This window comes from Stenotrophomonas sp. STEN056 (assembly GCF_056759635.1).
On record NZ_JBRRDL010000039.1, the window covers coordinates 24160 to 35470 of the forward strand.

12 protein-coding genes are annotated in these 11311 nt (G+C 62.5%); 11 read left to right on the plus strand and 1 reads right to left on the minus strand.

The window, feature by feature from the left end; all coding sequences use genetic code 11:
- Positions 1 to 119 precede the first annotated feature (119 nt).
- From argS to ACVOLO_RS16020, 3 genes are all read left to right on the plus strand, one after another.
- Complete coding sequence (argS, locus tag ACVOLO_RS16010) at positions 120 to 1808, plus strand: arginine--tRNA ligase (protein ID WP_481571313.1); 1689 nt, start codon at positions 120 to 122, stop codon at positions 1806 to 1808.
- Between the two features lie 20 nt (positions 1809 to 1828).
- The gene (locus tag ACVOLO_RS16015) at positions 1829 to 2698 is read left to right on the plus strand and encodes an SPOR domain-containing protein (protein ID WP_481571314.1); all 870 of its coding nucleotides are present in this window, start codon (positions 1829 to 1831) and stop codon (positions 2696 to 2698) included.
- Positions 2699 to 3228: 530 nt separating this feature from the next.
- The gene (locus ACVOLO_RS16020; RefSeq protein WP_481571315.1) at positions 3229 to 3978 is read left to right on the plus strand and encodes an SDR family NAD(P)-dependent oxidoreductase; all 750 of its coding nucleotides are present in this window, start codon (positions 3229 to 3231) and stop codon (positions 3976 to 3978) included.
- A 52-nt stretch (positions 3979 to 4030) separates the two neighbouring features.
- Here the strand turns inward: ACVOLO_RS16020 and ACVOLO_RS16025 are convergent, their stop codons facing one another.
- Positions 4031 to 4471, minus strand: a complete 441-nt coding sequence (locus tag ACVOLO_RS16025) for a PepSY domain-containing protein (RefSeq protein WP_481571316.1) — start codon at positions 4469 to 4471, stop codon at positions 4031 to 4033.
- 141 nt (positions 4472 to 4612) lie between these two features.
- On the opposite strand from ACVOLO_RS16025, the gene ACVOLO_RS16030 reads away from it, so the two are divergent.
- The 8 genes from ACVOLO_RS16030 to ACVOLO_RS16065 all read left to right on the plus strand — a co-directional run bounded on the left by ACVOLO_RS16030 (position 4613) and on the right by ACVOLO_RS16065 (position 11066).
- Complete coding sequence (locus ACVOLO_RS16030) at positions 4613 to 4903, plus strand: PepSY domain-containing protein (protein WP_481571317.1); 291 nt, start codon at positions 4613 to 4615, stop codon at positions 4901 to 4903.
- Positions 4903 to 5565, plus strand: coding sequence for a response regulator transcription factor (locus ACVOLO_RS16035; protein ID WP_481571318.1), 663 nt, complete (start codon positions 4903 to 4905; stop codon positions 5563 to 5565). The genes ACVOLO_RS16030 and ACVOLO_RS16035 overlap by 1 nt, the downstream gene beginning before the upstream one ends.
- Positions 5562 to 6890: a sensor histidine kinase gene (locus ACVOLO_RS16040; protein WP_481571319.1), complete on the plus strand. Its 1329-nt coding sequence runs from the start codon at positions 5562 to 5564 to the stop codon at positions 6888 to 6890. The genes ACVOLO_RS16035 and ACVOLO_RS16040 overlap by 4 nt, the downstream gene beginning before the upstream one ends.
- A gap of 272 nt (positions 6891 to 7162) precedes the next feature.
- Positions 7163 to 8017, plus strand: coding sequence for a hypothetical protein (locus ACVOLO_RS16045; protein WP_481571320.1), 855 nt, complete (start codon positions 7163 to 7165; stop codon positions 8015 to 8017).
- Between the two features lie 161 nt (positions 8018 to 8178).
- Complete coding sequence (locus ACVOLO_RS16050; RefSeq protein ID WP_481571321.1) at positions 8179 to 9105, plus strand: helix-turn-helix transcriptional regulator; 927 nt, start codon at positions 8179 to 8181, stop codon at positions 9103 to 9105.
- Between the two features lie 135 nt (positions 9106 to 9240).
- Entirely contained in the window at positions 9241 to 10356 is a 1116-nt protein-coding gene (locus ACVOLO_RS16055; RefSeq protein ID WP_481571322.1) for a GTPase, read from the plus strand.
- 126 nt (positions 10357 to 10482) lie between these two features.
- A complete protein-coding gene (locus tag ACVOLO_RS16060; protein WP_481571324.1) occupies positions 10483 to 10614 on the plus strand; it encodes a hypothetical protein in 132 nt (43 codons plus the stop codon).
- 323 nt (positions 10615 to 10937) lie between these two features.
- Positions 10938 to 11066 carry a hypothetical protein gene (locus ACVOLO_RS16065; protein ID WP_481571323.1) on the plus strand — a complete coding sequence of 43 codons (129 nt, stop codon included), beginning with the start codon at positions 10938 to 10940 and terminating at the stop codon, positions 11064 to 11066.
- The last annotated feature ends 245 nt before the right edge of the window (positions 11067 to 11311 follow it).

Consider the following 11311-nt stretch of genomic DNA (forward strand, 5'->3'; position numbering starts at 1 on the left):
CCCATCACGCCAGCTGACTACCGTTTTGACATTCCTGACCCCTGCCCCCGTGCCGTCGGGGCGGGCACGCCGTCGGTCAGGTAAAATGGTCAGTTCCGCGCTTCAAGCAGAACAGTCACGTGAAAGCCCAACTCCGCGCCCTCATCGGCCAAGGCATCGAAGCCTTGCGCGCCAACGGCACCTTGCCTGCCGACACCCTGCCGCCGGATTTCGTGGTCGAACGACCCAAGACCCGCGAACACGGCGATTTCGCATCCAACGTCGCGATGCTGCTGGCCAAGGCCGCACGCAGCAACCCGCGTGCACTTGCCCAGGCACTGGTCGAAGCACTGCCGGCCAGTGACGACATCGCGCGGGTGGAGATTGCCGGCCCGGGCTTCATCAATTTCAAACTCGCCCCCACCGCGTTCCAGCGTGAAGTGGTCAGCGTGCTCAAGGAAGGCGAGGACTACGGTCGTAACCTGAGCGGCAATGGCCGCAGCGTGGGTGTGGAATACGTCTCGGCCAACCCGACCGGCCCGCTGCATGTCGGCCACGGCCGCGCCGGCGCCATCGGTGACTGCATCGCCCGCGTGCTGGAAGCCAACGGCTGGAACGCCAAGCGCGAGTTCTATTACAACGACGCCGGTGTGCAGATCGAAAACCTGGCCAAGTCGGTGCAGGCACGTGCGCGCGGCTTCAAGCCGGGCGATGCGCAGTGGCCGACCGATGCCTACAACGGCGAGTACATCGCTGACGTAGCCAAGGCCTACCTGCTGGGCCAGACCGTGGACCTGGAAGGCAGCCATATCGTCGGCGCCAAGGATGCCGAGAACCTGGAAGAAGTGCGTCGCTTCGCCGTGGCCTACCTGCGCAACGAGCAGAACCTGGACCTGGCCGCGTTCGGCGTGGATTTTGACATCTACTTCCTGGAAAGCTCGCTGTACAAGGACGGCAAGGTCGCCGAAACCGTGCAGCAGCTGATCACCTCGGGCCACACCTACGAGGAAGGCGGCGCGCTGTGGCTGCGCTCCACCGATTTTGGTGACGACAAGGACCGCGTGATGCGCAAGTCCGACGGCACCTTCACCTATTTCCTGCCGGACGTGGCCTACCACCTGAGCAAGTGGCAGCGCGGTTACGAGCGCGCCATCACCGAGCTCGGTGCCGACCACCACGGCTCGCTGGCACGCGTGCGTGCCGGCCTGCAGGCGCTGGACCTGGGCATCCCCAAGGGCTGGCCGGAATACGTGCTGCACCAGATGGTGACGGTGATGCGCGGCGGCGAGGAAGTGAAGCTGTCCAAGCGTGCCGGCAGCTACCTGACCCTGCGTGACCTGATCGACGAAGTCGGCAGCGACGCGGTGCGCTGGTTCCTGATCGCACGCAAGCCCGATTCGCAGCTGACCTTCGACATCGACCTGGCCCGCCAGCAGAGCAACGACAACCCGGTGTTCTACGTGCAGTACGCGCATGCCCGCGTCTGCTCGCTGCTGCGCCAGGCGCAGGAGAAGGGCCTGGACTACAAGCAGGCCGACGGCCTGGCGGCGCTGTCGTTGCTCGACGACGATGCATCGCTGGAATTGATGAACGAAATCTCACGTTATCCGGAAGTAGTGGAAGCGGCCGGCATCGCGCTGGAACCGCACCTTGTCGCGCAGTATCTGCGTGAATTGGCGCACGCTTTCCACACGTGGTATCACGGCACGCAGGTGCTGGTGGACGATGCCCGTGCACGCAATGCCAGGCTCACCCTGGCCTGCGCCGCACGGCAGACGCTGGCCAATGGTTTGAGCATCCTGGGCGTCAGTGCCCCGGAAAAGATGTAAGTCAAGGAGACGCAGTAAACATGGCAGCACGACGCGGCAAGACGCAGGCGCGGCGCAACAGCGGCAACGGCACACCCGCCTGGGTGTGGCTGGTGGCCGGTGCGGCGATCGCGGCCGTGGTGTTCCTGGCGGCACCGAACCTGTTCAAGAAGGACGGCGACGGTTTCCTGCGGGTGGGCCCGCAGCCCAACCCGGATGCGCAGCCGGCGCCCGTGGCCGACGCCGACATCGACGCCGGGGTGGAAGCGCCCCGGCCCGCGACGCCGGCCGCTACCCGGCCCGAAGACAAGCCCGCCACGCAGTACGACTTCTACACCCTGCTCCCGGGCACCGAAGTGCAGATGTCCGATGCCGAGCTGGCAGCCAGCGCCCGTGCCGAAGAACAGCGCCGCGCGGCGGCCGCACGTGCTGCCGCCGCAGCCGCGCCGCCGACCGAAGCCCAGCGCGCGCAGGCGGCCCTGGAAGGCCGGCCGGTTCCGGCAACCACTGCAGCGCTCCCGGCGCCGGTCAGCGAAGCCGCACATCAGCCGACGCCGGTCAATGAAACGCCGCGCCCGGTGACGGCCCCGGCGCAGGTCGCCAGCGTGCAGCCTGCCCCCAGGCCTGCAACGGCAACCCCGGCGCCGGCCGCATCAGCGCCTGCTGCAGCGGCGGAGAACGTGCGCTACATCCTGCAGGCCGGCGCGTTTGGCGCGTCCGGCGAAGCCGAGGCCACCAAGGCCAAGCTGGCGATGATGGGCCTGGCCGCACGCGTGGAGTCCGCGCAGATCAACGGCAACACCGTGTACCGCGTGCGCATGGGGCCGTACGGCACCGCCGGCGAATTGGCCGAAGCCAAGTCCAAGCTGGACGGCAGCGGTCTGCAGGCGATGGCGATCAAGGCGCAGTAACACCGCCTGAGGCGGTGTTACCCCAAAGTTTGCTTTGCAAACCTTGGGCCCCGTGCTTTCTACACCCACATCCCCGCGCCTGTCGGCGCGCGCCCTTTTACTCAAAGGGGGCTGTTGCGGCTGACGGGGCGCCCGGAAGATTTTTTGAAATATCCAAGCCCCGGCATCCCTGTGATGTTGGGGCTTTTTTATGGATCAGTTCGTAGCTTGGTGAGTACAACGCATCCCGGCATGTCGTGTTCGTTTTCCCTGGTAAAAGACAACGGCCCCCTCCCCAGCCCTCCCCTTGCCGGTGGCAAAGGGAGGGAGCAGAAGCCACAGCTGCGGCAATCCCGGCTTACGCAAGTGATCCGCCCCCTCCCTTTGCCACCGGCAAGGGGAGGGCTGGGGAGGGGTGAAGCTTTTGAACTCAGGCTTTCCAAAACACCACACTGCCGAAATTCTCCCCGCACGCCCTCGCAACTCACAACGGGATGCCCAACAGCCTGCACAGTGCCAAAATCACATCCCCCTCCCCGCGGAACCTGCCCATGTCCAAGACTGCATTGATCACCGGCGCCACGTCCGGCTTCGGCGCCGCCGCTGTCCGCCGCTTTGCCGCCGCCGGCTGGAAAGTGATCGCCACCGGCCGCCGCGCCGAGCGCCTGCAGCCGTTGGTTGAAGAATTTGGCGCAGACACCGTCCATGCCGCGGCCTTCGACATCCGCGATGCCGCCGCGATGGAATCGGCACTTGCCGCTTTGCCGCCGGCGTTCCGCGACATCGACCTGCTGGTCAACAACGCCGGCCTCGCCCAGGGCACAGCCGCTGCGCAGCACGCCAGCCTGGAAGACTGGCGCACCATGATCGACACCAACATCACCGCGCTGGTGACACTCACCCATCGCCTGCTGCCCAAGCTGGTCGAACGCCGTGGCGCGATCATCAACATCAGCTCCACCGCCGCGCTGTATCCGTACCCGGGCGGCAATGCCTATGGCGGCACCAAGGCCTTCGTCAGCCAGTTCTCACTGGGCCTGCGCTCGGACCTGCATGGCACCGGCGTGCGCGTGACCGCGATCGAACCAGGCATGGCCGAAACCGAATTCACCCTGGTGCGCACGCATGGCAACCAGGCCGCCTCGGACCAGCTCTATGGCGGTGCCAACCCGATGACCGCCGAGGACATTGCCGAGCAGATTTTCTGGGTGGCCTCGCTGCCACCGCACTTGAACGTCAATCGGCTGGAACTGATGCCCACCAGCCAGTCGTTTGCCGGCTTCCAGGTGGCACGCAACTGATTTGATTTCCCGCAGAAGCAGCCCGCGCTTGGCTGCTCCTGTCAGTGCGCACTCAGTCCAGCCAGCCATCACGCTTGCTGTGCAGGATGCGGCCATCGATGCCGCTCATGCGCACTTCCACACGCTGGTTGCGGGCATTGCGTGCCTCCAGGCTCCAGGTGGCACCATCGCGTTCGAGCGAGTGGATCTCACGCAGGCCTGCGGCCGCCGCACGGGCGAGAATCTGCTGGCTGTCCAGCAAAGCGCGGCCATCGTGCTCGTCGAACATCTCGCCGCTGGCCGGGTCCACCCACACTTCGGCAAAGCGCCCATCACCACGCGATACATCCGCTTCCCAAAGCCCGTCATCCTTCTCGATCTCATGGATCTGGGTATAGCCGGCGGCGCGCAGTTTCTGCTCGACCTCGGCCATGCCCAGCATGCGGCTCTGTGCATAGGCCGGGGCGCTCAATGCCAGTACAACGGCACCCGTGACAAACAATGACTTCAACATGAGGGAACTCCTTGAGTGCTGCCGGATCAGCCCGGCCCGACCAGTCTGTGCCGCGCCCCTAACAACGGCTTAGCCGCCGTTGTTAGGCAACGGTTAGTCTGTCGCGCTATTACTGGCGGCACCTCTTCGCCCCTGCCCCTCATGTATCGCGCCTGCCTGCCCCTGCTGCTGTTGTTGATCACGCCCGTGGCCACCGGCCATGGCCAGGATGCCGCGCAGCAGGCGGCGCGCCAGGCGCTGAAACAAGGCCACTACGTGCCGCTGGAACGCATCGTGCGCGACGCCTTGCAGCGGCATCCCGGCAAGCTGCTGGAGGTGGAACTGGACGACGGTGTGTACGAGGTGGAGATCCTGCGTGCCGACGGCGTCGTGATCGAGCTCGACTATGATGCGCGCAGCGGTGCCCTGCTGAAGACCGAACGGGACGACTGATGCGAGTCCTTCTGGCCGAAGACGACCTCGAACTGGCGCAACGCCTGCAGCCACTGCTGGAGCAGGCCGGCTATGTCGTGGCCCATGTCAGCGATGGGCGTGCGGCCGAGGAACTGGGACAGATCGAAGAACTGCAGGCCGCCGTCGTTGACTTGGGCCTGCCCGGCCTGGACGGGTTGAGCGTGATCGAGCGCTGGCGCGGCAACGGCCGCAGTTTCCCGGTGCTGGTGCTGACCGCACGCGGGCGTTGGCACGACAAGCTGGCCGGGTTCGATGCCGGCGCCGATGACTACCTGACCAAACCCTTCCAGGCCGACGAACTGGTCCTGCGCCTGCGCGCGCTCATCCGTCGCAGCAATGGGCACGCCAACCCGCACCTGCAATGCGGCCTGTTGCAGCTGGAAATCAACGCGGGGCGCTTCACCCTCGACGGCCAGGCATTGGCATTGAGCCCGCAGGAATTCCGCCTGCTCAGCTATTTCATCCACCATGACGGCAAGGTCATCAGCCGTGAACGGCTGGGCGACCAGATCTTCGACGGTGGCCATGACCCGGACTCCAACGCGCTGGATGTGCTGCTCGGGCGGCTGCGACGCAAGATCGGCGCGGACATGATCCAGACCGTGCGCGGCCAGGGCTGGCGGCTGGTCGCGCCGGCATGAAGGCACTCTCGCTGCGTGCGCGCCTGTTGCTGGCCGGCGGGCTGGGCCTGGTGCTGGTGTCGATGCTTGCCAGCGTGCTGCTGGGCCGCCTGTTCGAGCAGGCAGCCCGCGACCGCCTGGATGCCCAACTGCAGCAGGATCTGCTCACCGTATTGGCGCAGGCGGAGATTGCCGCCGACGGCACACTGGCATTGCGACAGACGCCCAACGACGCGCGCTTCCAGCGGGTGTTTTCCGGGGCCTACTGGCAGATCAGCGCAGGCGACGGACAAGCGTTGCTGCAGTCACGTTCGCTCTGGGACGAAAGCCTTTCGCCGCCAGTGACCCGCATGCCCACACAAGCGCAGGGCGTGGATTTCACCGGCCCGTTGCAACAACCGCTGCGCGGGCTGACCCAGCAGGTGCGCCTGCCGCGCAGCCAGGCACCGCTGCAGGTCACCGTTGCCGCCGACCGCAGCCAGCTGGATGCTGACGTCGCGCACTTCCGTCAACGTGCCGCGCTGGCGATGGCGGCGCTGGTCGCCGCCTGGCTGGCGGTGCTGGCCAGCCAGGTGCATTTCGGCCTGCGGCCGCTGCGCGCACTCGGCAAACGTGTGGAACAGGTGCGTACAGGGGACATCACCCGGATCAGCAGCGACGGGCTGGGCCGTGAAGTCGCCCCGCTGGCCGAGGAACTCAATGCATTGCTTGCGCACCACCAGCGCATGGTCAACCGCGCGCGCACCGGCGCGCAGGATCTGGCACATGCATTGAAAACGCCCTTGAGTGTGTTGCATGCCGAAGCCGACGGCCCCGGCGAGCATTGGCGGCAGACCGTGCGCGAACAGAGCACCCGCATGCAGCACAGCATCGAACGCTACCTCTCTGCCGGAGTGGCAGCGCAGCGGCACGAGCGCAGCGCGGTGCTGCCGGTCGTGCAGGCGCTGTGCCGACTGATGCAACGCGTGCATGCCGGGCGTGGCATCACCTTCATCGCGGACGACATCGATCCGCAGCTGCACTTTGCCGGCGCCACCGCCGACCTGGAAGAAATGCTGGGCAACCTGCTCGACAACGCGGGCCGTTGGGCGACGCACGCGGTACGCGTGCACGCGCTTGCCGCGGACGGGCACCTGCATGTGCAGGTGGTGGACGACGGCCCCGGCCTGGACGATGCCGCGTTGCAGAAAGTGACGCAACGTGGCGTGCGATTGGATCAGCGCGAAGGCAGCAGCGGACTGGGCCTTGCCATCGTCGGCGACATCGTCGAAAGCTACGGCGGCGAGCTCATGCTCACCGATACCGGAAACGGGCTGCAGGCGGAGTTGCGGTTGCCGCTGGGCTGACGGGCTGCGCCTCGTTCCGAGGCTTCCCCCGATGCTTTCAAAGCGAAGAGCCGCAACGGCCGCCCTTGAACAGCCACCGGGACATACCGCTCAGCCGACCGCTTGCAAAGATGCTGCTGACGCTGGCAAGACCGAAGCCCTCTGCCGTATCTGTGCAACCAGCTGCGAACAACGCCCGAAATCGCCAAGTCCGGAATTGTCGTGAGCCCACACAGGGTAGTGGTAAACCCGACACCTAAACTTCCCGAATTCTGAGCCGCTATAGCGGTGTATTGCCAAATGACAAAGTAAACGTCATCTTCATGCACAGGGGGCCGAGCCGAGGACTGGCAAGGCAGGGGTATTGCAACACGGAAGAGGAAACACGCTTCATCATGAGAGTCATGACGGCCGGTGCGCTACGCGAGCGCCACCGCGCGGCAAGGGATTGCCAGAGCGAAGCGCTCGCCATCCGCCTGCACCGCGCAATCAGTTGGCTGCAGCGTTCCGAGCGCAGCATCGATGACGACGACACTCGGTTCATCCAGCTATGGATCGCTTTCAATGCGGCCTACGCCGGCGAGTTCGACAGCGAACAGAGTGAGCGTGAGCGTGTCGCCAGTTTCGTTGCCCGCCTGGTCGCTGCTGACACGCATCAGCAATTGCATTCCTTGCTGTTCAAACAGTTTCCCGGCCCGATCCGGCTGCTGATCGATAACCGCTACGTTTTTTCCCCGTTCTGGCGTGCTCTGCGCGATCACGACCCCAGCGAGCGCTGGAAATCCCAATTCAACGCCAGCCGCAAAGCGGCAATGGACGCCCTGCTCGGGCACCGCACCGCCGACCTGCTGACCACCGTGCTGGGCCGTCTCTATGTATTGCGTAACCAGCTCGTGCATGGCGGCGCTACTTGGAACAGCAGCACCAACCGCAACCAGCTACGCGATGCCAATGCCCTGCTCGGCGCACTGCTGCCAACCATCATCAACGTGATGATGGAAACCGATGCGTTTGAAGACGACGCCATCGCCTACCCGGTCGTGCCCGAGTACACCAGCGCAGCGCAAGCCGGCACATCACCTGCCAATCCAGCCCCCTCCCTGCAAGGCCCGGCAACCGCGACAGGAACCGTCGCGACAACTGACTAACGTCGGTTTTCTGCCACGCCATGCGCCCTCCAGCGCAACGGCCCCTTGCAACCCCAGACGGATTGCCTGCAAACGCCATGTCCAAAAATGATCCCAAAGACCCCCTCGTCCGCAGTCTTGTCCTGCTCGGATTGATTCCGCGCTACCCCAAGAGTGCTTCCGTGCAGGAACTCAAGATCGCCCTTGAGCAGCGCGGCTTTTCGGTCACCCCGCGCACTTTGCAACGTGACCTGGGCGAGAAACTCAGCACCCGTTTCCCGTTGATCAGCCAGAACGATGGCCAAACGCTTCGCTGGAGTTTCGACAGCCAGGCGCAGATCACCCTGCCAGCCACCGACACCGCCGCCGCGCTGGCGATGAATCTCGCCGAAGGTCACCTCAAGCATCTGCTGCCCCCCGGCGTATTGGCCTTGCTGGAACCCCAGTTCGCCACCGCCCGCAACCACCTGCAGTCGTTGCAGCACAACCCTCTCACCCGCTGGGCGCAACGCGTGCGCAGCCTGCCCAACGGCAAAACCCTGCTGCCGGCCAGCGTGGATGGCCAGGTATGGGAAAGCGCGGCCACCGCCCTGCTCGAACAACGCCAGCTGCAGGTGGACTACTTCAGCCGGGTCAAGGGCGAGGTCAAAACCATGACCCTGCACCCGAAAGGCCTGGCCTCACGCGGCCCGGCCAGCTACCTGATCGCCAGCGTCGGCGACTACACCGACGTGCGCCACTTCGCCCTGCACCGCATCCAGCGTGCCGAAGTGCTGGATGCCGCCGCACGCGATGATGACTTCGACATGGATGCCTACCTGCCTACCGCCGCGTTTACTCCACGGCAGGGAACGGGAATGGTGGAGCTGGTGGCGGATGTGCATCCCGATACCGCCGGCATATTGCAGGAAACCCCGCTCAGCGAAGATCAGACGTTGGAGCCATTGCCGGATACCGACTGGCTGCGGTTGCGGGCCAGCGTAGCGGATGACCAGGAAACGCTTTGGTGGGTGTTTGGGCTGGGGGATAAAATTCAAATCCACGCACCACTGCCTTGGCTGAGGAAAATAAAGTCCAAAGCCGCATCTGTCTGTAAAATTTACAGCTAATTTATCCAATCGACTTACCAATAACTTGATTTAATTAACAAACCAAAGCATTTAAGCCAATCTAGTGGCCTTGCCAATCATCTCGACTCCAGCCCAGCCTGTTCTCCACCAACCTCCCAAGATCAAGGAAATAAAATGCAATCCAATGAGCAGGAATTCAACGAAGCCCTTGACAAGGCGTTCCGCGACAAGTCCCCAGATTATAGCGCGCACATCAATATCGCCTTGGTTGGCAAGGTCAGCTCGGGCAAGAGCTCGCTGCTTAATGCATTTTTTGAGCGTGACCGTGGTGATTTACTCGCCGAAGTTGGCGCCACCTCAGGCGTGACCACAGTAATCACACCTTACAAATTGGATGAACACGTCCTTATCATCGACTGCCCCGGCCTTGGTGATATCAGGAAAGAAAATAATGAAAAGACCGAAGAATTCCTTGAGTCTATCGACCTTGGCATCTTCGTAGTCACCGGATCGGCAGACAGCTCCCAAAAAGCCAACTTTGAAGATCTGAAGAAAAATTCCGGTGAAGTGTTTGTCGTCATAAATAAAATCGACGAATGGGATGAGCTGGAGGAATCAGAATTCCAGAGCGTGATGGAACAGTGGCGGAATTGCCTCGGAGTTAAAAGAGTATTTGGCACATGCACCAAGGGATATGACCCAAAAACCCGTAAAGACCGCCCCATGGATACCCGTGGTGTAGATGAATTACGCGATGCAGTTTTTTCATTTCTCAAAATCAATAGAAAGGACCTACTGCTTGCCAAGCATCTAAGAAACAAGAATAAATATGCAGCCGCCATCATTGGAACTGCATTGGCAGCTGTAGCCGCTGAGTCATTCATTCCCGGGAGTGCGGTATACATCACCGCGACACAAGCGGTGGCGATCTGCTCACTGTATTATCTGTATACCGGCCAAGTACTTGATAAAACCTCTGCCTTGGGAATTTTACCCACATTCATTGCTCAGTCAGCAGGGAAAAGTTTGTTCCTGTGGGCCAAGTCCATACTGCCACCTACCGGCGTGGTTGACGCAGCTGCAGCCGTGGTTGCGGTAATCATCACTTTTGCCACACTGGCAGCCATTGCGTGGGTATTGGGCGAGGGCAAGTCCTTGACGGACACTGCAGCTCTGAAGGAAGGCTACGCAAAGTTTGCCAAAATCGGGGAAAAACTGAAGGAAATGACGATGGACGATTTTCGTAACAAGGACCAGATCATCAAGACTGTTCTGCGCCTGCTAAGCTGAAAATTCACATTCAAATGACGGCAGGAAGAAGCTTTGCTTCTTCCTGCAACCTTCTTGGTGACGGCCCCCACGAATTGGAAACCGTCAGTAGTAGTATTTTCTCGTGCGCTTCCCCGAGGAAATTCCATGAAGAATTTCCGCTTTATCGACAGCCAGATCATCGCCGTGCTCAAGCAGGCAGAGGCTGACACGCTCATGCCGGAGCTATGCCGCGACCGCGCTCTACGCCGCATGCCAAGTCCCGTGGGACGGGCTTAGAAATAGCGGTTCAAAATAACGATTCTAGGTTCACTTAATCACAGAGGGAGGTGGCTTGCGGGGTGACCAAATCGGGGCACGCTCTTGTGAAAATCCACAGAGGTTGACCCCTTCATCACCCCATCCCCTGCGTCAGAATAATTGTCGCCTCGATGGATCATCCATCCGGTCCCCTGCACCAAAGAGAAGAAAGTGCGGATTTCTGGAATTGGCAGCACCCGTTCCCCCATCATCGCTCCATGCCTCCGGCCAACGGCGCTATGTGGCGATAAGGAAAAAGCCTGCTCTCCCATCGCTCCCTTTTCTACGATCACGAAAAGCCCATGAGCAAAAAAGTACTGCCCCCACCGCTGCCCGACGAGGCGAGCAATGCCAACGTTGCCGCGCCTACCCGAAACGGCCTGCGCCAACAGGAAGTGAACGGGCAAGATGAAAACGAGGACGAGGGTTGAAGAAGGAGGGCGGCGGTTCCTCGCCACTGGCCGGGTCCATCATCGCCATTGCCGTTGCCTGGGCCGGCGGTTGGAAGATCGCTTGGTGCGCAACACTGTGGCGCACCAAGAAAGCGCTGCTGATCAACGACCACTGTCGACTTCCCGTATTTCAATGCCAGGCTAAATTAGAGGTTTCCGGTTCGTGGTATTGGCGGAATTCGGCGGGCGTCAGCCCGCCAAGGCTGTCGTGAGGGATCTCGGTG